This is a genomic window from Imhoffiella purpurea, from assembly GCF_000585215.1.
GTDB lineage: Bacteria > Pseudomonadota > Gammaproteobacteria > Chromatiales > Chromatiaceae > Imhoffiella > Imhoffiella purpurea.
The window spans coordinates 88,707-110,821 of the sequence record NZ_AONC01000040.1 but is presented as its reverse complement, the minus strand read 5'-3'; the positions used below and the strand labels follow the sequence as shown (position 1 = coordinate 110,821).

The window sequence follows — 22,115 nt, the reverse complement described above, 5'->3', positions numbered from 1 at the left end:
GATTCAGAGCCCGCTCTTGAGGCTGGCCTCGATGAATGGATCGAGATTGCCGTCCAGCACGCCCTGGGTATTCGCGATCTCCACGCCGGTGCGCAGATCCTTGATGCGTGACTGGTCCAGCACGTAGGAGCGGATCTGACTGCCCCAGCCGATGTCGGACTTGGTGTCCTCCAGGGCCTGCTGGGTCGCCTGGCGCTTCTGCATCTCCAGTTCGTAGAGCTTGGCCTTGAGCTGTTTCATGGCCTGGTCTTTGTTCTTGTGCTGCGAGCGGTCGTTCTGACACTGGGTCACGATGTTCGTCGGCAAATGGGTGATACGCACCGCCGACTCGGTCCGGTTGACGTGCTGACCGCCGGCGCCGCTGGCACGGTAGACGTCGATGCGCAGGTCGGCCGGATTGATCTCGATCTCGACGCTGTCGTCGACCTCGGGCGAGACGAATACCGAAGAGAAGGAGGTATGGCGCCGGTTGCCCGAGTCGAACGGCGACTTGCGCACCAGGCGGTGCACGCCGGTCTCGGTGCGGAGCCAGCCGAAGGCATACTCGCCCTCGAACTTGACGGTCGCGGACTTGATGCCGGCGACCTCGCCGGGAGATGCCTCCATCAGCTCGGTCTTGAAGCCGCGGCGCTCGCCCCAGCGCAGATACATGCGCAGCAGCATCTCGGCCCAGTCCTGGGCCTCGGTTCCGCCGGAACCTGCCTGGATGTCGACGAAGGCGTTGTTGGGGTCCATCTCGCCGGAGAACATGCGGCGGAACTCGAGCTCGCCGACACGCGACTCGTAGGTCTCGAGATCCGCGACCAGCGACGAAAGGGTCGCCTCGTCCGCCTCCTCGGCGGCCAGCTCCAGCAACTCGTCGGCATCGGTGAGCGCCGAACTCATCTCGTCGATGGTCAGGACCACGGCCTCCAGGGCCGCGCGCTCGCGACCGAGTGCCTGGGCGCGCCCCGGATCGTTCCAGACCCCGGGATCCTCAAGCTCCCGCAAAACCTCGGTCAGGCGATCTTGACGCTCAGCGTAGTCAAAGATACCCCCTGAGGGACTCGATGCGCCCCTTCAGGTCGTTGATTTGATGAACGATCGGATTGATGTCGATCATGCTTGGCTCCGGCGAGTAAAACGGCTAAGTATAGACGCCATCCGTCACCCGATGCCAATCGGAGATCGCCGGAACACAGAGTCGAAGACGCGGTAACAGGCGCGGCCGGCCCCAGACCCAAGGCATACCGCTGGAGATCCGACTCCAGGTCCGCGATCCGAATCAGGCGGGAGCGGCCCATTCGCCGTTCGTGGCACGCTCGCACAGGGCCGCCCATTCGTCCTCCTCGATCGACAGATGGGCGAGATCCGAGTCCAGTTGGGACAGGGTGCCGAACAGCTCGTGGCTGCCGTGACTCACGGCGACCAGATATTGAGCCAGTCTGGACAGGGAGACGAAGACCCCGACGTCGGTACCCAGGAGATCGGAGCAGTCTGGATCGCGATGCCGGTAGATCGCCAGGGCGATGTGCTCCGGCAGCCGCCAGTTTCCGGCCACCAGGAAGCCCACGGTCACGTGATCGACACCCACGCGCTTGCGCTCGAACTCCATCAGCCCCTTGGGGTCGGCCTCGCTGCGCAGCACCCATACCGAGCCATATTCGGGGATCATGTCGGCGAAGATGAGGGCGCCCACGTCCTGCATGATCCCGAACAGATAGACCTCGTCGAGCGCCATGCCGGGGGCCGATTCGGCGATCGCCAGCATCGCCTGGGCATGCTTCATCATCGAATCCCAGACCACCAGAGCCGGTCCCTGGGCGACGCCCAGCATCCGCTGGATGGCCTCGGCGGTCACCAGATTGGTCAGGCGGCTGACCCCCATCATGGTCACGGCCTGCTGGACGTTGGTGATCTTGGTCCGGCAGCGGAAGAGCGGCGAATTGACCGCCTTCAGCACCTGACCGGTCAAGGCGACGTCGTGAGAGATGAGATCGGCCGCCACCCGGAAATCCGGATCGGGCTTGCCCAGCTCGTCGCGAAGCCCGAACACCACGTCCGGCATCTGCGGGATCCTGGCCTTGCGGATCGTTTGGAAGGCGAGCTCAAGGTCGGCCTTGGGGGGATATCGGTTCGAATCGGAGACGATCGAATCGTCGCGTGTTGTCTCAGACATGGTCGACCCATTCATGAATGCCGCAAGTCGATACGAGAGTGTCGTTCATTCTCCAGCCAAAACCAACCGCTGGCGCACGACGATACGGGGAACTGGTGTGCGATATCGCCGATCCCAAGGTAAGCCGGCGGCTGACGCCGACACGCATCGGGCCTTATGATCGGCCCGACTGATCACTATCCGAAGAACGAGAGACAGAGGTCACTGGTCACGATGGACGTCGAATTCTGGTTGGAGCGCTGGCATCGCCGAGAGATCGGCTGGCATCGGAACGAGATCAACGCACACCTGCAGGAATTCTGGCCGAGCCTCGCGCTGGACCGCAACGCATGCGTCTTCGTCCCTCTGTGCGGCAAGACACTCGATCTGATCTGGCTCGTCGGCCAGGGGCACCGTGTCATCGGCGTCGAGCTCGCCGAGGTCGCCGTCCGGGAGATCTTCGCCGAGCAGGGGCTCACACCGACCGTCACCGAGATGGGACCGTTCCGCCGCTACCAGCTGGACGAACTCGTCATCCTCTGCGGCGATTTCTTCGATCTGAAGCCGGAGCACCTGAACCAGGTCGATGCCGTCTTCGACCGCGCATCCCTGATCGCGCTCCCGCCCGAGATGCGCCGCCGATATGCCGACAAGATGGCCTCGCTGATGCCGAGCCCAGTTCCCACGCTGCTGGTCAGTCTCGAATACGACCAAAAGACGCGTCCCGGCCCGCCCTTCGCCGTCCATCGCGACGAAGTCGAGACCCTGTTCGGCGACCGCTATCGGATCGAGCCGCTGGCCAGGCTGGACGTACTCGCCGAGTCGCCGAACAACCTCAAACGCGGCCTGACCAGCCTGCACGAGCAGGCCTATCGGCTCAGCCCCAGGGTCTGAACCGATAGGGTGATCAGCGATCGGCGCCGCCCCAGAAGGCGTCGAGTGACTCCACCACGGCGTCCGGCCGCTCCCAGTGCGGAAGCCCCAGATGCGGCGCCAGGGACACCGAATGCCAGTTAGGCTTCTCCGCCACCAGACCAGGCAAGTGCTCGAAGGTGACGTAGGGATCGCGGTCGGCGATCACCATGACCGGAAGATCCTTCAGCGGCGCATAGAGCCGCTCGACCGCGCTGGCGGTGAACAAAGCGGTCGACAGGAAAGCGAAGGGTGCATGGCGGGCGCCGGGCTGATGCGAGGTCGCATGGGCATAGTCGATCATCTCGGGCGGGACGCCGTCGGGCAGCGAACGGCCGAGAAAATAGCGGATGCTCGGACGCGAGGAGACCAGACGAAACAGCCCCTCGCCGAGCAGCGGCAGCCGTAGCAAGGCATGAATCGCGCGCGCGCTGCGCGTCCCCGGCATGGACTGCCGGCCGAATCCGGTCGGCGAAACCATGACCAGCGAGGCGATATGCTCGGGCGCCAGCCGGGCCGCGCGGGCGGCGAACTCGGCGCTGAGCGAGAGCGCGAGCACATCCGCCGGCCGGCCGACGACCGAGCGTACGAAATCCGCGATCGCGGTCCCGTAGAATTCGGGCGAATAACCGGTCGCTGGACGAGCGGAATGACCGAATCCGGGCAGATCCAGGCTATAGACCGGGCGCCGGCCGCGATAGCGATCGAAAAGCGGCTTGACCTCGAAGCTGCTGCAGGCGGCATTGATGCTGTGAATCAGCACCAAAGGGCGACCCGAACCGGCCGAATCATGATAATAGGCGACGCGCTCACCGGAAGCGCTCTGATGACTGGCCCTTGGCGCCGTCAAGGCATCTGGAAGTATCACGAAACTCTCCTCGCTCGCGAGCCTCGGCTCGCGACGACAGGTTGAATGGGAAATGAGACCCGCAGGATCCGCAAGGCTCCGCCCGGGCCGATCTCGAGAGTGGCGGATCAGGGCAGATCCTCGATGAACTGCGGCTTCTCGATGGCATATCCCTGGGCGTAATCCACCCCGATATCCCGCAGGAGCTCCAGGATCTCCTGGTTCTCCACGTATTCGGCGATGGTTCGCTTGCCCATGAAATGGGCGATTTCGTTGAACGACTTGACGATCTCGCGATCGTGCGGGCTGACCAGGATATCCTTGACGAAGGATCCGTCGATCTTGACGTAATCGACCGGCAGCCGTTTCAGATAGCTGTAGGAGGACATGCCGGCGCCGAAATCGTCGAGCGCGATACTGCAGCCGAGCGACTTGATGTCCTCGAGGATGATGGCCGCCTGATCCAGATTGACGATGGCCGCCGTCTCGGTGACCTCGAAACTGACCATCTCGACCGGAACCCGGAAGCGCTCGAGACCGCCACGGATGTATTTCAGGAGCCCGGGGTCGCTCAACGACTGCCCCGACAGATTGATGGCCACGCCACCGATCTCCCGCACCTTGCCCGGATGGGTGCTGACCCATTTGAGGGCCTCGTCGATCACCTGCCGATCGACCTCGCGCATCATGTTGAACGCCTCGGCGGCGGCGATGAACGACTGCAGCGGAAGCGGCATCCCCTGGTCGTCGTAGACGCTGAGCAGGATCTCGCAATGTGGACTGAGCTCGCCGTCGGGATCGATCGGCACGATCCGCTGATAGCGCAGCTTGCGCCGACCCGCCTTGATCACGTCCTCCGCCTGCGCCCAGCCGCGCATGTGATCGAGCTGACGCGAGATGAGCTCGTTGTCCTCGCGGAACAGGATGACCCGGTCGCCACCCTCGCGCTGGGCGGCGAGACAGGCCACGCTCGCGGCCGAGATCAGCTTCTCCGGGCTGCTGTTGTCGCCGACCAGCATCGCGATCCCCAGGCTCCCGGAGATGCGGAACGGCTTGCCCTGGAGGTCGAAAGGCATCACGGTCAGGCCGGCGCGGATGGATTCGCCGATCTCCATGGCATGCTCGCGGTCCATCACCGGCGTCAGGAGACCGAAGCGGCTGCCGCCCATGTAGGCGAGACACACCGCCTCGGAAAGCACGCCCTCCAGCAACCGAGCGACGGCGGTCAGCATGCGCTCGCCGACCGAATAGCCGAAGGTCCCGGTCAAGGTGTCGTAGCGGTCGAGCTCGAGGAACCCGAGCGCATGACCATCGCTCGCCCCGGCATGGCTCAGGAGCAGCTGGGTCAAGGAGCCGACCAGGCGGCGCTGATTCGACAGGCCCGTGAGCGGATCGTGCGTCTCGTGGTATTGCAGACGCTCCTGCATCTCCGAAAGCGCCGCATCCGCGGCACGGGTGACGATACGCTTGTCGGTGGGCGCCTGGGCACGCGCCTGACCGCGCAGAAATGTCTCGGCCAGCCGGGCGCGCCTCAGGACCTTCACCTTCTTGCCCATGGTGTCGGTCACGGCCAGGCGCGAACCGTCCTCGTTGCGCCAGATGAGGCGCAGCGCCTTGCTTCCCTCCTTGCCGCGCATCCAGACGAGCGTGCCGAGCGGCAATCCCTCGACCTCGGCGAGACTCGCCTGCCAGTCGGACGGGGATACCTTTGCCGGCATCCGCTCCGGCTCGTTCTCCGGGTCGGGAGGAATGAGCGAGAAACGCAGGTAATCGTCCTCTCTATCGAGCGAGGCCCGCGACCGACGCACGGCGGTCTCGATACGCCCCAGAACGTCGTTGACCAGGATCGGGTCCGTTCCGATGTAGGCGAGTGCCTCGCGCAGCCCGTCCACCAGCGTGCCCAGTTCCAGCACTCTGACGGAAGACTCGCCCTCGCCTCCGGTCATGACGTGGACCGTCCACAGGAGCTCCCAGTAGCGGCGCCACCGCTGAGACCCAGAGCCGAGATTGGCGGAGACCATGTCGAGCAGATTGCGCCAGCCGAGGTCGAGCAGTTCGTTGACGACCTTGTGCATGCGCCGACCGGCGAAGGCCGCATTGAGCTCGCCCCGCACCTCTTCGCGGGCGACCCGGGAACGCTCGCGCGATTCGCAGATGCCGACCCAATTGGAGATGTTGCCCTGATATTCGCTGCCGGTTCGCTTCTCCAGCGCGTTCAGGCGGCCGGACAACTCGTCGATGGCCTTGGGATCGCGCCCGTCGGACTCGACCAGCTTCTTGACCACCTCTTCGTACTCGCGTTTCAGGTTCTCGTTGGATCCATCGTCGTTCAGCAGGTACATCGCCAGATGCTCGAGCTGATTGATCAGCTTGACCAAGGGCTGATTGGTGTCCGCGAGGCCCTTCGGCGATGTCACGGCCATCGACAGGAAACGCGTGGAGAGCGGCTTGATCAGCGATTTCAGCTGGTTCGGGGTCGTCGGGTCGGCGAGCATGTGCGAGAGGAGCCGATCGGTCACGTCGACCCGTTCCTCGACCTGCGGCGACATGACGGGCTCGCGATCCGCGGGCGCATCCGGCTTCTTGGACTCGGATGCGCGCAGCCACTGGGTCACCAGTTCGCGCAGCGGACGGTTCGGATCCGGATCCGGCATCTGAAAGCCGGACGGCAGATTGGCCAGGAGATCGGCGATTCTCCGCCCCCTGGTATAGAAGCGGTTATGCCGATTCCGGCCGGAATAGGAAAACGGAGACTGGTAGTTGCCGAGCAGGCCGGCGACAAGGCCCGCCGCGGCCGCCTTGGAGCGGGATGCGTCCGTTTCGACCTGAGGGCCGGCGGAGGGTGTTGGCTCTACACCCGCGCCGGGATCGCCGGAGCCTGGGACGCTCTCCGAAATCGACGCAGCGGCATCCGCCGCGGCCTGCGGATTCGAAGCGCCACTCGCCGCCGAATCCAGGGTACCGGACAGCTCCGGCAGACCCGCCGCCGTCCAGGCATGCAGCAGCTCGCGGTAAAAGGATCCCAGATTGCGTGACAAATGGCTGGTGGCAACCTGCAAGGCCAGGCGCTGAAGCTGCGCCCCCACGCCGATCTCGCTCAGAACGCGCTCGATGACCCCGGCCAATGCCATGGGATCCATGAGCAGCGCATCGCCGTGGAAAAGGCCGCCGATTTGTGTGCGCAGCATATCGAGGGGCTCGTGCAATTCCTCCTCGAGCCGATTGGCCAATTCGGACTTGGCCAGCCAGACCTCGAATTCGTCCTGATCGACCAATTGCAGACCAGCCTCCGCGGAGTCGCCCGGGGAATTGGACTGAGACTTGCCCTTGTCCGCGGAGGCCGTCCCCATGCCTCGGAGCGAATCGAGCAATTCGCGCATCAGCCGCCGGGAAACGCTCTCGTCCTGAACGGCCTTGGCAAGCAGACCGATCTCGCTGGAGATCAGTGCCCGTTCGGCATCGCTGCTCGCCCGCTCGTTGTATTGCCATAGCTCGTCGACGAGCGTCTCCAGCAAGGAATCGACCATGCCCCCGAGACGCTGCTCGCCGACCTCCTCCAAGACCTCGCGTGCGCGGGCACGGGTCGGATTCGAGTCGGGATCGATCGTCCGCTGCTGCTGGGCGACCCTTTCGCGGATGAAGCGCGCCAGACGCGACCGCCCGTCACCGAGCAGTCGCGTGAAACGCGCCCCGAACCCGCGGTCCACACGATGTACCACTTCGATCACGGCCTGGACGGGGTCCATGCTCTGCGCATCGGGAAGATCGAAATGGAGATCGACATGCTCGCCGGGCTGGAAGGGAAGTTCCGGCTCGGACGTATTGGGAGCGAGCAGAACACCGCCGTTGCAGATATTCTTGACGCGGCAGATCGCCGGAAGCTGATTGCGGCCACGAACCTTGGCGTAGAGATCCACCGGATAACGGGTCTGGATGCGTCGTTCCCGTGGATTTGGATGGTGCTCGCTCATGCGCGTGATAATACACATTCGGCCCGCGGAAACCAGCTTCCGGCATCAATGCAAATAGGGGCCGGCCTCGCCGATCTTCCCGGGTCCATCGAGCACATAGACACCCGCCGAATTCGCCGCGACCGAGAAGGTCAAGCGCCCGTCGCTCGCGATCTCGCAACCGCTCACCGCGTCCCGATAGCGGCCCGGGCGGACGCCCTCGACCTCGATCTGCTGATCGCCTCCGATCGCCAGACCCACGACGGCATAGGAGCCCTCGGCAGAGAGATCCCGAACGAACGACATGCCGCTCCCCCATTCCGCGAGCCTGGTCACGGGGGCCTTCTGGAGCGCGGGGATCGCTCGGCGGATGAGATTGAGACGCTGGATGTGCCGATAGAGCGGATGGGACTGGGTCTCGGCGATGCGATCCTCGGTGAGGTGATCGCCGAAATAGGCCCGCCCGGTCTGATGCAATGTGTCGCGCTCGCCCTCCACGTCCTGTGGCGCGCCCTTCATGAACTCGATCTCCTCGCCGAAGTAGAGACAGGGAATGCCGCGCAGGGTCCAGATGAGGTTGTAGGCCGCCGCGGCCATCCACTGATCGCCCTTGAAACGGTACTTGAAGTCGTTGTCGGGGCCCACGTCGTGGTTCTGCAGGAAGGTGACCAGCCGGGTGACGTCGCCGTAGATCCAGTCCATGCCCAGGATCTGGCCGGTGCCGGCATAGGTGCCCTTGCTGACCGTGTCGCGGAAGGTCGAGAAGAGCCCGAAGTCCAGCTGAGCGAATCCGGAGTCGCCTCCGGCGTTCGGATCGCGCGGGTCATGGCCGAGCCGCGTGTACCACCAGGGTCGGATCTCGGAGGGACCGTTGTCCCCGCCGCCCAGGTCGCCCCAGCCGTAGCCCTTGACCAGATTCTCGCCGAACACGAAGAGCCCGGGCTTGTGGGCCTTCCAGGCATCGACGTATTCGAGCAGGGTGTCGCGCTCGATGTGCTTGACGGTGTCGATGCGCAATGCGTCCACGCCCATGTCCAGATAGCGCGACACGGCGCCGATGATGTAGTCCTTGACGTTCTGGCGCTCGACGGCCAGATCGATGCAGTCGCCGGCGATGTGCTTGTGCTGCAGGGGATAGGCGCTCTCCCAGTCGCCGCCGCAGATGAAGCCCTCCTGGTGATACCAGTCCGGATCCAGACTGCCGGGATCGATCCCGAAGAAGCGTCCCGGGTCGTAGCCGGGCTTGGGCAGGGTCTCGCCGGTCTTGGGGTCCACCAGCGGCTCGAGGCCGTCCGGATCGCGGGCGTGACGCTCGCGGTACCAGTCGGGCGCGACCGGGTTGTCGATGTCGTCGCGGTTCGGCCAGGCATAGTTGCCGAGACTGCCCTGGTAGGGGCCGTGATCCACGCGCCCGGGCTCGCTCCCGGCGGGGACATAGTATTTGATCGGCAGGTGGTCGATATGGACCTTGCCGCGGATCCCGTACTGACAGGAGTGATTGACGACCACGTCCTGGATGATCTTGATGCCCTTGGCGTGCGCGGCGTCGATCAGGTCCTGATAGGTGGCGTCGGGCGACTCCAGACGCGGGTCGATGCGGGTCCAGTCGTAGGCGTGATAGCCGTGATAGTCGAGCCCGGAGCGGTTCTCCACCGGGGGCGTGATCCAGATGGCGCTGAAGCCGAGATCGCGGATGTAGTCCAGCCGCGCGATCAGCCCCTTGAAGTCGCCGCGCCAATGGGGATCGACCGGATTGCCGCCCGAATCGAACTGGATACGGTCGCGGCAGAAGAAACTGTTGGACGGATCCCCCTCGTAGAAGCGGGCGGTCAGGAGGAAATAGATGGTCTCCTCGCGAAAGTCGTGGCGCTCCTCGATCGGCCGCAACTCGCCGAGGCCGCTTGGGGCCTGAACCGGTTTCGGCGAGGGGGTTGCACTGCCGACAGAGCGCTCGACCTCGGTCGCACCCTGCGGCTCAGACGAGCTCCATGCTCCATGGGCGCTCAGCCAGCCGTCGCGATCGCGATGGTAATCCGGCGTCTGGCGCCCGCGGCCGTCGTTGAAGACCAGCCGCACCGAACTCAGCCCCCGCAGCCGGATGCGATACCAGCGGCCCTCGGCCGGCTCCATCGGCAGGCCCGGCCACTGGGTGGCGAATCCGCCCGGCTCGCCGTCCCAGACGTGGACATGGATGGACTCGGCCCAATCGGCCGGGCGCTCGAGATGCAACAGGATATCGGCCATGCTCGCTCCGCTAGGAAGATGCCGAGTCAATGCCCTCCTGGCATCTCATCAGCTCGGGCCATTTTTGGCACTGACGGACCGCAACCGATCGCCGCCAGGATCATCCGTCTCCGGATACTGGTCCGCTCGCCGGTCAGGCGCGCCAGGTGACGAAGGCGCGATCGAAGGCGCCCTGAATCGCCGAGAGCAGACGCTCGATGGGTTTCTTCTGCGCCTTGTACTTGAGCTTGAGGAGATCTCGATCCTGACTCGCGGCCATGAGGAAATCGTCGCTGGTCTGGATCTCGTCGACCAGTCCCAGCTCGACCGCGCGGCGCCCGTGCCAGTATTCGCCGGTCGCCACACGGTCCAGATCCAGCGCGGGACGGTATTCGGCGACGAAGGTCTTGAACAGCTGGTGGGTCTCCTCCAGCTGCTCGCGCAGTTTGGCGCGCCCCTCGTCCGTGTTCTCGCCGAAGAGGGTCAGGGTCCGCTTGTGGGCGCCGGCCGTGTGCAGCTCGAAATCCACGCCATAACGGTCCAGCAGGCGGTGGAAGTTGGGCAGCTCGGCCAGCACCCCGATCGAGCCCAGCACCGCGAAGGGCGCGGCGATGATCCGATCGGCGACGCAGGCCATGAGATAGCCGCCGCTCGCCGCGACCTTGTCGACCGCCACCGTGAGCGGGATCCCCTTGGCGCGGATGCGGGCGAGCTGCGAGGCCGCCAGGCCGTGCTCGCTCACCATGCCGCCGGCATTGTCGAGCCGCACCAGCACCGCGTCGCCCTCGCGCGCCTCCAGCAGCAGGGCCGTCACCAGCACCCGCAGGGCGCCGACCTCGCTGGCACGGATGTCGCCGTTGAAGTCGAGCACGAAGAGCCGGTTGCGCGGATCCGTCTCGGCCTTCTCGCGTTCCTTCTCGCGCTTGCGCTCGGCCTTGACGAAGGCCTTGTAGTCCTTGCGCGAGAGCGAGAATTCCTTGAGCGCCTGGGTCAGGTCGCGGTGACGCTCGTTGAGATCCGTGACCTCGAGCTGTTCGCTGCGGCCGCTGCCCTGACGCAAACGCGCGACCACGACGAAGAGGACGACGACGCCGAGCAGCAGGGTCAGGGTCTTGGCGAGAAAGAGTAGATAGTCGACGAGCGACGAGAACAGGAGATCCATGGGTTCAGCCTTCCTTCAGACCGCGATGGGTGCACGAATGAGCGGATGGGGGTCGTAGTCGAGGATTTCGATGTCCTCGAAGCGATAGTCGAAGAGCGTCTCCGGGCGGCGCCGGAGGACCAGGCGCGGGAGCGGCCTGGGCTCGCGCTCGAGCTGGGCGAAGACGATCTCCGGGGTCAGATGGTTGCGGTAGAGGTGCAGGTCGCCGAAGGTGTGGACGAACTCGCCCACCCCGAGATCGCACTGATCGGCGATCAGATGGGTCAGGAGCGCGTAGCTGGCGATGTTGAAGGGCACCCCGAGAAAGAGATCGGCGCTGCGCTGATAGAGCTGGCAGGACAGACGCCCCTCGGCGACATAGAACTGGAACAGACAGTGACAGGGTGCCAGCGCCATGCGCCCGGCGCGGACGTTGTCCTGCGGCGAGCGCGACTCGTCCGGCAGGTCGGCCGGGTTCCAGGCCGAGACGACCAAACGGCGCGAATCGGGCCGCGCGCGGATGGTCTCGACCAGCTCGGCGAGCTGGTCGATCACACGTCCGTCCGGACAGCGCCAGCTGCGCCACTGGGCCCCATAGATCGGCCCCAGGTCGCCGTCCTCGGTGGCCCATTCGTCCCAGATGGTGACGCCCCGCTCGCGCAGATCCCGGTTGTCGGTCGAGCCGGACAGGAACCACAGCAGTTCCTGGATCACGCTCTTGAGATGGATCCGTTTGGTCGTGAGCAGCGGAAAGCCGGCGCCCAGATCGAAGCGGACCTGGCGTCCGAACACCGAGCGCGTCCCGACGCCGGTCCGATCCCCCTTGTCCAGGCCGTTGTCGACGACGTCGCGGACCAGATCCAGATAGACCCGCATGCCTCAGACCGTCGCCGGACCGAGCAGCAGCGAGCGTCCGTCCATGACGTCGGGGACCGGGATCCCCATGAGTGTGAGCACGGTCGGGGCGATGTCCTTGATCCCCCCGCCTACCGTGAGGCGCCAGGGCACCTCGTCGACGATCAGACAGGGCACCGGATAGATGCTGTGCTGGGTATGGGGATCGCCCGTGACCGGATCCACCAGCTCGTCGCAGTTGCCGTGGTCGGCGGTGAGGATGATCGAGTAGCCGCAGTCGCGCGCCACGTCCATCAGGCGGCCGGCCTCGCGGTCGAGCGTCTCGACCGCGGCGATCACCGCCTCGCGCACCGCCGTGTGACCGACCATGTCGCCGTTGGCGAAATTGACCACGATGAAGGGGAAGGTCCGGCGCTGCAGGGCCTCGATCGCCGCGTCCGCCACCTCGGGCGCGCTCATCTCGGGCTGGAGGTCGTAGGTCGCGACCTTCGGGGACGGAATGAGGGCGCGCTCCTCGCCCGGGAAGGGGTCGTCGCGCCCGCCGTTGAAGAAGAAGGTGACATGGGCGTACTTCTCGGTCTCGGCGCAGTGGAACTGGGGCAGACCGTCGTCGCTCAGGATCTGGCCCAGGGTGGTCTTGGGCATGTCGTGATCGAAGGCGAAGGGCAGACCGAACCACTGGTCGTACTCCATCATGCAGGTCACCTTGACCCCGGTGACGCCACGGCGGTCGAACTGGTCGAAGTCCGGCTTGAAGAAGGCCGAGACCATCTGGCGCGGACGGTCCTTGCGGAAGTTGAAATGCACCACCTGATCGCCGTCGCGGATACATTCGCCGCCCTCGACCAGGGTGGGCTTGATGAACTCGTCGTCCTCGCCGGCCTCGTAGGCCGCCTCGATCGCCGCCCGCGCGCTCGGCGCGCGCCGGCCCTCGCCGTCGACCATGGCGCGCCAGGCCAGCTCGGTCCGCTCCCAGCGGTTGTCGCGGTCCATCGCATAGTAGCGCCCGGAGACGCTCGCGATCCGGCCGCCTGCGACCTCCAGCGCCTCCTGGATGCAGTTCAGATAGTTGAGCGCCGAGCGCGGCGCCGTGTCGCGTCCGTCGGTGAACATATGGACCATGGGGCGCGCACCCTGATACTTGCAGAGCTTGATGAGCGCGACCAGATGGCGCACGTGGCTGTGCACGCCGCCGTCCGAGACCAGTCCCATCAGATGGATGGGCCGCCCCTGCTCGGCCGCCGCCTTGGCCGCGGCGACCAGTGCGCGGTTCTCGTAGAAGCTGTGATCCGAGATCGCCTCATCGATCAGGACCAGATCCTGCCGGACCACGCAGCCCGACCCGATGGTCATGTGCCCCACCTCCGAGTTGCCCATCTGACCGTCCGGCAGACCGACCGAGAGACCCGACGCCTGGATGGTCGTATGGGGACAGGTGGAGAAATAGCGGTCGAGATTCGGCGTATTCGCGATCGCCACGGCATTGTTGGCCTTGGACGGATTGACGCCGAATCCATCCAGGATGACCAGGATGACAGGGCGGCGGGGAACCTTCTTCATTGGGTCGCTCATCGCAACATTCCTCGATATTCCAACGGACCGAACAGCAGGCTCGCCCCGCGATAAGTCGACCATTGTAGCCCGATGCCGAAGGTCTGTGGCCGAACGCGTCGATCGGTTGAGCCAGATTCAAAGAGTGGCTCCAGGGACGGCGATTCTCGGGAAAGCCGCTACCAGGAGGTTTATCATTGAGGGCCGCCACGGACACATACAACATGCCGCAGGACAAGGTTTCGACATATCGAAACGCTAGAATCGACCGTTTTGACAACAGTGCCCGCCTCTACCAGGCGCTCGCGGAGGACATATGCAGACCGAACGTATCATCGCCTTCGTCATGGCCGGCGGCCAGGGATCCAGACTCCAACCTCTGACCACAGGACGCTCCAAACCCTCGGTGCCGTTCGGCGCCCGCTACCGCATCGTCGATTTCGTCCTCAGCAATCTGGTCAACTCCCAGATCCAGACCATCTACCTGCTGGTCCAGTACAAGTCGCAGTCCCTGATCGAGCACGTGCGCAAGGCCTGGACCATCTCGCCCCTGCTGCAGAGCCAGTTCGTCACCGTGGTGCCGCCCCAGATGATGTCGGGCGAACATTGGTTCCAGGGCACGGCGGACGCCGTCAACCAAAACATCAACCTGATCGAGGAGCATCGTCCCGACCTGGTCGCGGTGTTCGGCGCCGACCACATCTATCGCATGGACATCCGCCAGATGGTGGAATTCCACAAGGAGCGCCGCTCGGACGTCACCATCGCCGCCCTGCCCGTCCCGCTGAAGGACGCCTCCAGCTTCGGCGTCATCGCCGCCGACGAGGAAGGCCGCATCCAGGCGTTCGAGGAGAAGCCTGCCAACCCGACCCCGCTCGCCTCGGATCCCACCCATGCCTTCGCCTCCATGGGAAACTACATCTTCGACACCGAGGTGCTGATCAAGGCCCTGCGCGAGACCCAGGAGGCGGGCGAGACCGACTTCGGCCAGCACGTGCTGCCGCGTCTGCTGCGCACCCACAGGCTCTTCGCCTACGACTTCGCCACCAACCGCGTGCCCGGCATCCTGCCCTACGAGACCCAGGTCTACTGGCGTGACGTCGGCACCATCGACGCCTATTTCGACGCCCACCGCGACGTCCTCGGCGCCGAGCCCAAGTTCGACATGTTCAATCCGGACTGGCCCATCTTCTCGAGCGGCTATCAGGGACCCGTGGCCCGCATCATCGGCGGACAGCTCAGCAACACCCTGCTGGGCGCCGCGACCATGACCCACGAAGGCGCGCGCATCAGCAACTCCATCATCCGCCGCGAGGCCGTGATCGAGGAGGACGTGGAACTCGACAACTGCATCGTCATGGACTACGTCCGTATCGGTCGCGGGGCCAAGCTGCGCAACGTCATCGTCGACCGTCACAACATCATCGAGCCGGGCGACCGCATCGGGTTCGATCGCGAGACCGACAGCCAGCGATTCCATGTCAGCCCAGGCGGCATCACCGTGATCCCCATGGGCCGAGTCAGCTATTTCGCGCGCAACACGCGCGGCTCGGGTCGCGGCGGTTATTCGGAATAGAGTGGCTCAAACGGCCCGGATGCGCGGATCCATGGCGGCATAGAGCAGATCCGTCGTGGTATTGACCGCGAGATAGGTCAAGGCGATCAGCAGAACCGCGCCCTGCACCAGGGGGTAGTCGCGGGTCTGGATCGCCTCGACCAGGAGACTGCCCAGACCCGGCCAGGAGAAGACGGTCTCGGTGATGACCGCGCCGCCCAGGAGCGCGCCGAACTGCAGACCGATGAGGGTCAGGACGGGCAGCCAGGCATTGCGCAGCGCATGCCGCCACAGCACGGCCGCGGGACCGAGCCCCTTGGCGCGCGCGGTCCGCACATAGTCCTCGCCCAACACCTCCAGCACGCTGCTTCTCACCATCCGCGCCAGCACGGCCGCCATCCCAGTCCCCAGCGTCACCGTCGGCAAGATCAGGCTCAGGGCGCCCTCCCGGCCGCTGACCGGCGTCCAGCCCAGCCAGAGCGAGAAGACCAGGATCAGCAGCGGGCCGAGCCAGAAATTGGGTACCGCGGCCCCGAGCATGGAGAAGGTCATGGCCGCCCGATCGACGACACGCCCCCGATACTGGGCGGCGAGCACGCCGAGCGGAATGGCCAGCAGAATCGCCAGCGACAGCGAGGACACGGCCAGGATCGCGGTCGGCCCGACTCGCTCGGCGAGCAGATCCGACACGGGCCGCTGGGCATGCAGCGATTGCCCCAGGTCCAGCCGGCTCAAACGAGCCAGATAGTCCAGATACTGGGCCCAGACCGGCCGGTCGAGCCCCAGGGCATGACGCAGCGCCGCCTGATCGGCCGGCCGAGCGCCCTCCCCCAGCATCACCTCGACCGGATCGCCCGGGACCAGATGGATCAGCAGAAAGACCAGGGTGCAGACGCCGAGCAGCATCGTGAGCGCCGATCCGATCCGCGAGGCCAGAAAACCGATCCGAGAGCTGCCCGGAGCACCTCCACCCCGGATGCGCGCCGTCCCGGTCACCCCAGGATCTCCACCCGGGTGCCACGAGGTATGCGATCGAAGAGGTCGATCAGATCCAGATTGCGCATGCGGATACAGCCATGCGAGCGAGGCACGCCCATGGGTTCGGAATCCGGTGTGCCGTGGATATAGATATATCTTCTCAGCGTGTCGACACGACCGCCGCGATTCCGGCCCGATTCGCAGCCGGTCAGCCAGAGAATGCGCGTCAGAATCCAGTCGCGCCCAGGATTGGCCGCCACCAGGGACGCATCGCAAACCTCGCCGGTCGGGCGCCGTCCGCGAAAGACGGTGCCGACCGGACAGCCGTCACCGATCCGCAGGCGCACCCGATGCAGACCGCGCGGCGTGCAGCCGCTCCCGTTCTCCTCGCCGACCCCATTGAGCCCGGTCGAGACGCGATAGTCCGCCAGCACGCGATCATCATCGAACAGGGTCAGAGTCTGACCCGCGATATCCACCTGAATCCGTTTCGACACCTGGCTGCCTCCTCGCGATCGAAAATCAGAGCTGAACATATCCCCAACGATGCCCGCAATGCCACAGCTGTCCGGCTCCCTACCAAGTCCTGCAGAAGGCCGGAGATCGGCATTCGAAGATGGAAAGCCGATGCCAGTTGACGCCTCGAAATCTCATCCCTATAATTTGCAGTCTTTACGGGGCGTAGCGCAGCCTGGTAGCGCACCTGAATGGGGTTCAGGTGGTCGGAGGTTCAAATCCTCTCGCCCCGACCAAAAATCAACAGCTTAGGATCTCGGCCCTGAGCTGTTCTTCTTTGTGCCACAGTTTTGCCCCAGTTGAGCGCCGATTTCGGCTGACTGCGGAAAGAGCACTAAGCGCCAACAATCAGATGCGGGGTGGAGCAGTCAGGCAGCTCGTCGGGCTCATAACCCGAAGGTCGTAGGTTCAAATCCTGCCCCCGCTACCACATACGAAAAACCGGCTTCGCGCCGGTTTTTTCGTATCCGCTCCGGACTCACCCAAGAGTCCAGGCCCCCTCAATTTGAGCGACCTAACGCGCACCTTAGAAAACAAGGAACTCAGGTACTCCTGATGACTTAACCCGACCCCCGGGAGAAGAAATTCCTTGTGCGGTAGAAATTCGCTGCGACACAAGATCCTTCTGGAAGGAAGGAATCCCCCAGAAACACCCGAACTCCATATTGCAGCCAGATGTCAACGGAACGACAGAAGATGTACCTCCATCAATGCGGTCATGACTGCCATTTTCGCAGGTTCTGTTGAAGCTGTAGCTCACATGCCCATCGTCTGATATGCATTTTCGTGGCGATCCAGCATGAACTGAGACACTGATCGACACAACAATAACAAGCCCAATCGGCGCAGCTATATTCATAATCCACCTATATATTTTCCGGATTACATCGCTTCTAACTACCTCAATTCTCTAACGCAGATTGAAAACACAGGCCATTTTCCCCTCGGTCCTCTTTGAAGACAGCGCACACGAAAAATATCCATCCAAGATAATACACGAAATGCTAAATATAGTTGGCGTAGGGCTGCCCCGCTGGTGTGCCGGCTACCGGAGAGGACTGACAGGCATGAAAAACCCGCCACGCAGGCGGGTCTCGGTAGGTGCCATCCTTGGCGTGGTGGACCTGAATCAGGTCACGGCCCTCGGCTTCCTGTGCTCCCTCACTCGCTCCAGAAGGAACTCCTCGACTTGCTCGTCCACTGATCGGCCGTTTTCCTCGGCGATCCTTTGGAGCTGCTCCAAATGCTCTGGGCTCAGCACGAAATCGAGTGGTACTCGTCCTTTCCCGAGTGGACCCCTGCGCCGGAGCAACTTCGGTTGCTCGACTGCGGCCTCCAGGGCATCAGCGACAAGCCATAGCTGCATGAGGACTCACTGCATTGAGTCACATCCATTCGCTCCAAGACGCGGTTATGTGAATGTTCACATAACAGGGTGCCGCGAGCCGAGCGCGCCGCCAATGGGGGCGATCGATACGCGGGCGCTTCGGCACATGGCGGGCGACTGATGGGCAAGATCTGGTTCATCGGCGCCGGCCCCGGCGACCCGGACCTGATCACGGTCAAGGGCCGCGATCTCATCGCCACGGCCGGCGCCATCCTCTACGCCGGCTCACTGGTCTCGCAGGCCGCGATGCGGTGGGCGCCCGCAGGCTGCGACATCGCCGACTCCAAGTCGATGTCGCTTGCGCAGATCGGCGACTGGCTCAAGACGCAGGCGCAGCGGCATGCCACCGTCGTGCGCCTGCAGACCGGCGATCCGTCGCTCTACGGAGCCCTGATCGAGATGGTCCAGCCGCTCGACGCCGCCGGCATCGAGGTCGGGGTCATACCCGGCGTGTCCTCGGCGATGGCCTCGGCAGCGACGGCCGTCGAGACTCTGACCCTTCCGGAGGTGACCCAAACGGTCATCCTGACGCGCGTCGCCGGGCGCACCCCGATGCCGCCCGGCGAGTCGCTCGTCGAGCTCGCGCGGCACCGCTGCACCCTCTGTCTGTTCCTCTCGATCACCCTGCTCGATGACATCCGCGCGGCGCTCCAGGTCGCCGGCTGGCCCGACGAAGCCCAGGTTCTTGTCGTGCACAAGGCCAGCTGGCCGGACGAGGAGCGCATCCTGCGCGGCACACTGGCCGACATCCAGGACCGCTGCCGAGCGGCCGGGATCGCCAGCCAGGCGATGATCCTCATCGGCCCGACCCTCGGGGCACGGGGCTGGCCGGACCTCGCGCGCTCGAAGCTCTACGATGCGAGCTTCACGCATGAATTCCGACGTGGAGTCGAGCCTGGGACGGAGAACGACCCTTGAGCACGGCCGCCCTGGGATCATGGGGCGCAAGCCGAACTTGTCATCGCCCTCCGCCTGGCATACTCTCATTCCTCGTCTTGGGTGCCCCGTGGCGCAGTCGCTGCCTCGGGATGAAACGGGAAGTCCGGTGACGCCTTAGCGCTTGCGCGCTCGGCCACTCCGGCGCAGCCCCCGCTGCTGTAAGCCTGACGGGTTTGCCAATGTGCCACTGCACTCCTTTGCCGCTCGTTCGGTATTGGAGAGCGGGAAGGCGGTAGACCTGGATGACGGCGAGCCAGAAGACCGGCCCAAGACGCGAGCTGGTGTGAGCCCCGGGGTGCGGGTTCGATGCCGATCAGGTCGCTGAGCCTTGACGCCGTGCGCGGATAGGGGCGCGACCCGTTCAGCGCGTAGACAGCACGGCCTGACGCACGGCCCCATCGGTCCCAGACCGGTCGGGGTGAGACGGGCTGGCGCCGCCCCAGGACTGCACCTCGTGTTGACCATCATCAACGCCGAGGGCCGCTGTCGTGCCGATCGAGATCCCCCATCTCTCCGCCATCTTTTTGGCTGATGCCAGGACGCGCCCCTGGTACCGTCTGTCATGACCGAGACGACGATTCTGCTCGTGGGGCATGGCACCCGGTTCCACGGTGGCAATGCCGAAACCGAGCGTTTTGCCGAGCAGTGGCGGACACAGCGACCGGACTGGCATATCGAGACCTGCTATATCGAGTGGGCCGATAGGCTACTGGACGCGGGCCTGGATCAGACTGCGGCGACCGCCCGGCGCGTGCTGGTACTGCCCTTCATCCTCAATGCCGCAGGTCATGTGAAGATGGAGATCCCTGCCGCCGTCGAGGCCGCCAGGAGACGACATCCGGGGGTGAGCTTCGCGGTGCTCAGGCATCTGGGCATGGGGCCTGAGATCAAGCGCGTCCTGGCCGAGCAACTGGACGGCCTGATGGCGGATCTGGCGATGCCGGATCCCCGCACGACGGGCGTGATCCTGCTCGGACGCGGCTCCTCGGACGCCGGAGCCAACGGTGAGCTGGCACGCATGGCGCGTTTCGTCTTCGAGGAGACGGACCACGACCTGGTGGACCTGGCCTTCACCGGCATCACCTGGCCGCGCCTGGAGACCGCGGTGCAGCGTCAGGTCCGACTCGGCATGACCCAGATCGCGATCCTGCCGGTCTATCTGTTCGCCGGGCGATTGACCGAACGCATCGCCGTTCAGGTCGCGCGACTCGAGACCCAGTATCCGGGCATCGCCTTCGCCTTGGCCGAACACTTCGGCTTCGACGAGAAGATCTTCGCGCTCCTGGAATCGCGGGTGCTGGACGCGGACCTGCCCGCGGCAAGCTTGCTCGAATGCGACGGCTGCAAATACCGGACGGCGGCGCAGGCCGAGCATCTGCACGACCATTCGCACACGCATGCGCCCGGTGCCCAACATGAGCACGGACATGCCCCCCATGTGCGCTGATCGCTCCGCGAGGAACATGATCGTGCGAACCGCCTCTCTCGCTCTCGCTCGCGGACCCATGGAGTGCGGACAATGAACAGGGTTCTGTTGCCAAGCGCCCAGGACACCTCCGCCGGTCAGGCCATCGAGCGTGAGTCCTTCGCGACCATTGATGCCGAGGCGGGGCCGCACACCTATGATTCGGAGCAGTGGTCGGTCGTCCGCCGCATGATCCATGCGAGCGCCGATTTCGACCTCAACGGCCTGACGGCCTTTCATCCGCGGGCCATGCCCGCAGCCCTCGCCGCCCTACGAACCGGCGGGCAAGCCTTGCTCGCGGACGTGGCGATGATCTTGGCCGGACTGTCCGAAAGGCGGCTGGCGCACTTCGGACTGCGGCCGCTGCAGCTCATCGACGACCCGGAGGTTGCCGCGGCCGCCCGTGCCGATGGTACGACCCGCGCCGCGCAGGCGATGCGCGCGGCCTGGCGGCGCGGGCTCCTCGAGGGCGCCCTCGTTGCCATCGGCAACGCCCCGACCGCCTTGATCGAGCTGGTGCGGCTGATCGAGCGCGAGGGCGCCCGTCCGGCCCTGGTGCTCGGCATGCCGGTGGGGTTCGTCGCGGCGGCCGACTCCAAGGCCAGGCTGGCCGAGATCGAGGACGTCCCCTGGATCCTGGTCCGAGGCCGCAAGGGCGGCTCGACGCTCGCGGTCGCCGCCTTGCATGCCCTGTTCGCCTTGGCCTCCGAACAGGCCGAAGCCCCATGACCGCCGCCATTCGCTCACCCGCCGGGTGCCTGTTCGGCGTCTCGCTCGGCCCGGGCGATCCCGAGCTGATCACTCGCCGCGCCTGGAGCGCCCTGACCTCGGGCGCCCGCTGGGCCTATCCGGTGAAGGGGCGCGGAGCGATCTCCTTCGCGTTGGACATCGTGGCACGTGCCGGCCTGCCGATTCCGAGCGACGCCGAGCCGCTTCATTTCCCGATGACCAGCGACCCGGAGGCCCTGAGCCTGGCGTGGGAACGGACCGGGCGGCGCTGCGCGGAGCTTCTCGTCGATGGGCGGGATCTGCTGTTCCTGGTGGAGGGCGATGCCTCGACCTATTCCACCTTCGGGCACCTGGTCCGAGCGGTGCGCGCCCAGGTGCCGGACGTTGCAGTCGAGACCATTCCGGGCGTGCCGTCCTACACCGCGGCCGCCGCCCGCCTCGGTGCCCCGCTCGTGGAGGAAGGCGGCACGCTGGCCGTGATTCCCGCGGCCTACGGCGTCGAGGTCATCGATCGCATGATCGACGCCTTCGACACCCTGGTGCTGCTCAAGGTCAATCCGCTCCTGGACCAGATCCTGACCCTGTTGGAACACCGCGGACTCCTCGGCGAGGCGCGCTTCGTCGAGCGGGTCGGCACGCCCGAGGAGCGGGTGGTGGAACTGGTCGAGACACTGCGCGGGGAGCGGGTGCCCTATCTCTCTCTGCTCCTGGTCCGCAACCCCGGGCGCGTGCGCGGGCCGCAGCATCGGGGGTGCGCCAAGGTGGCCGAACGGACCACGGATCTGCGGGGGAGCTAGTGCCCCGCGGGGGATTGTCCCAATAAGGGCCCCGCCTAGCGCGCATCGGCATCTGTCTCTAGTCGGCCTCGTGATGCAGAACCCGGAGGACCAGCTGTTCGCCGATGCCGCCCTGGTGCGAGCCGCGCGGCCG

16 protein-coding genes, 2 tRNA genes and 1 riboswitch are annotated in these 22,115 nt (G+C 65.2%); of the genes, 8 read left to right on the top strand and 10 right to left on the bottom strand.

The features are described from left to right. Window positions 1–3: 3 nt before the first annotated feature. Window positions 4–1,102 (bottom strand): peptide chain release factor 2 gene (gene prfB / locus D779_RS13550; RefSeq protein WP_157726403.1). Its coding sequence is split into 2 segments (ribosomal slippage): window positions 4–1,026 and window positions 1,028–1,102, totalling 1,098 coding nucleotides; the frame shifts between segments, so codons are not numbered across the junction. 162 nt (window positions 1,103–1,264) lie between these two features. Continuing rightward, a complete protein-coding gene (locus D779_RS13545) occupies window positions 1,265–2,158 on the bottom strand; it encodes an HDOD domain-containing protein (RefSeq protein WP_043755062.1) in 894 nt (297 codons plus the stop codon). A 213-nt stretch (window positions 2,159–2,371) separates the two neighbouring features. Here D779_RS13545 and D779_RS13540 point away from each other — a divergent pair, with 213 nt between their 5' ends. Next, a complete protein-coding gene (locus tag D779_RS13540; RefSeq protein ID WP_043755059.1) occupies window positions 2,372–3,031 on the top strand; it encodes a thiopurine S-methyltransferase in 660 nt (219 codons plus the stop codon). 13 nt (window positions 3,032–3,044) lie between these two features. Here D779_RS13540 and D779_RS13535 read toward each other — a convergent pair whose 3' ends face one another. The 6 genes from D779_RS13535 to gpmI all read right to left on the bottom strand — a co-directional run bounded on the left by D779_RS13535 (window position 3,045) and on the right by gpmI (window position 13,637). Further along, window positions 3,045–3,917: an alpha/beta fold hydrolase gene (locus D779_RS13535; protein WP_043754865.1), complete on the bottom strand. Its 873-nt coding sequence runs from the start codon at window positions 3,915–3,917 to the stop codon at window positions 3,045–3,047. Window positions 3,918–4,024: 107 nt separating this feature from the next. Then, window positions 4,025–7,885 (bottom strand): DUF1631 family protein, encoded by a 3,861-nt coding sequence (locus D779_RS13530; protein ID WP_043754862.1) that lies wholly within the window; start codon window positions 7,883–7,885, stop codon window positions 4,025–4,027. A gap of 27 nt (window positions 7,886–7,912) precedes the next feature. Next, complete coding sequence (locus D779_RS13525) at window positions 7,913–10,090, bottom strand: alpha-amylase family glycosyl hydrolase (RefSeq protein WP_043754859.1); 2,178 nt, start codon at window positions 10,088–10,090, stop codon at window positions 7,913–7,915. A gap of 133 nt (window positions 10,091–10,223) precedes the next feature. Further along, window positions 10,224–11,231: a protease SohB gene (sohB, locus tag D779_RS13520; RefSeq protein ID WP_043754856.1), complete on the bottom strand. Its 1,008-nt coding sequence runs from the start codon at window positions 11,229–11,231 to the stop codon at window positions 10,224–10,226. 15 nt (window positions 11,232–11,246) lie between these two features. Next, window positions 11,247–12,086 carry a thymidylate synthase gene (locus tag D779_RS13515; RefSeq protein ID WP_043754853.1) on the bottom strand — a complete coding sequence of 280 codons (840 nt, stop codon included), beginning with the start codon at window positions 12,084–12,086 and terminating at the stop codon, window positions 11,247–11,249. Between the two features lie 3 nt (window positions 12,087–12,089). Continuing rightward, window positions 12,090–13,637, bottom strand: coding sequence for a 2,3-bisphosphoglycerate-independent phosphoglycerate mutase (gpmI, locus tag D779_RS13510; protein WP_043754850.1), 1,548 nt, complete (start codon window positions 13,635–13,637; stop codon window positions 12,090–12,092). Between the two features lie 295 nt (window positions 13,638–13,932). Here gpmI and D779_RS13505 point away from each other — a divergent pair, with 295 nt between their 5' ends. Continuing rightward, entirely contained in the window at window positions 13,933–15,192 is a 1,260-nt protein-coding gene (locus D779_RS13505; protein WP_043754847.1) for a glucose-1-phosphate adenylyltransferase, read from the top strand. A gap of 6 nt (window positions 15,193–15,198) precedes the next feature. Here the strand turns inward: D779_RS13505 and nikB are convergent, their stop codons facing one another. Together nikB and D779_RS13495 are read right to left on the bottom strand one after the other, a co-directional pair. Then, on the bottom strand, window positions 15,199–16,167 hold the full coding sequence (gene nikB, locus D779_RS13500) for a nickel ABC transporter permease (protein ID WP_408606014.1): 969 nt from the start codon (window positions 16,165–16,167) through the stop codon (window positions 15,199–15,201). Next, window positions 16,164–16,685, bottom strand: coding sequence for a L,D-transpeptidase (locus D779_RS13495; protein ID WP_052348129.1), 522 nt, complete (start codon window positions 16,683–16,685; stop codon window positions 16,164–16,166). The genes nikB and D779_RS13495 overlap by 4 nt, the downstream gene beginning before the upstream one ends. Window positions 16,686–16,824: 139 nt before the next feature. Here D779_RS13495 and D779_RS13490 point away from each other — a divergent pair. The 6 genes from D779_RS13490 (at window position 16,825) to cobI (ending at window position 21,982) form a co-directional block, all read left to right on the top strand. Then, a tRNA-Pro gene (locus D779_RS13490) sits at window positions 16,825–16,901 on the top strand. A 117-nt stretch (window positions 16,902–17,018) separates the two neighbouring features. Continuing rightward, window positions 17,019–17,095, top strand: a tRNA-Met gene (locus tag D779_RS13485). 1,077 nt (window positions 17,096–18,172) lie between these two features. Continuing rightward, the gene (gene cobM / locus D779_RS13475; RefSeq protein ID WP_081763513.1) at window positions 18,173–18,970 is read left to right on the top strand and encodes a precorrin-4 C(11)-methyltransferase; all 798 of its coding nucleotides are present in this window, start codon (window positions 18,173–18,175) and stop codon (window positions 18,968–18,970) included. A 62-nt stretch (window positions 18,971–19,032) separates the two neighbouring features. Further along, a riboswitch (cobalamin riboswitch) is annotated at window positions 19,033–19,275 on the top strand. Window positions 19,276–19,553: 278 nt separating this feature from the next. Next, window positions 19,554–20,438 (top strand): sirohydrochlorin chelatase, encoded by an 885-nt coding sequence (locus D779_RS13470; protein WP_043754838.1) that lies wholly within the window; start codon window positions 19,554–19,556, stop codon window positions 20,436–20,438. A gap of 72 nt (window positions 20,439–20,510) precedes the next feature. Then, a complete protein-coding gene (locus D779_RS13465; protein ID WP_043754836.1) occupies window positions 20,511–21,185 on the top strand; it encodes a precorrin-8X methylmutase in 675 nt (224 codons plus the stop codon). Further along, window positions 21,182–21,982, top strand: a complete 801-nt coding sequence (gene cobI, locus D779_RS13460) for a precorrin-2 C(20)-methyltransferase (protein ID WP_043754834.1) — start codon at window positions 21,182–21,184, stop codon at window positions 21,980–21,982. Before D779_RS13465 ends, cobI begins: the two co-directional genes overlap by 4 nt. Window positions 21,983–22,115 lie beyond the last annotated feature (133 nt).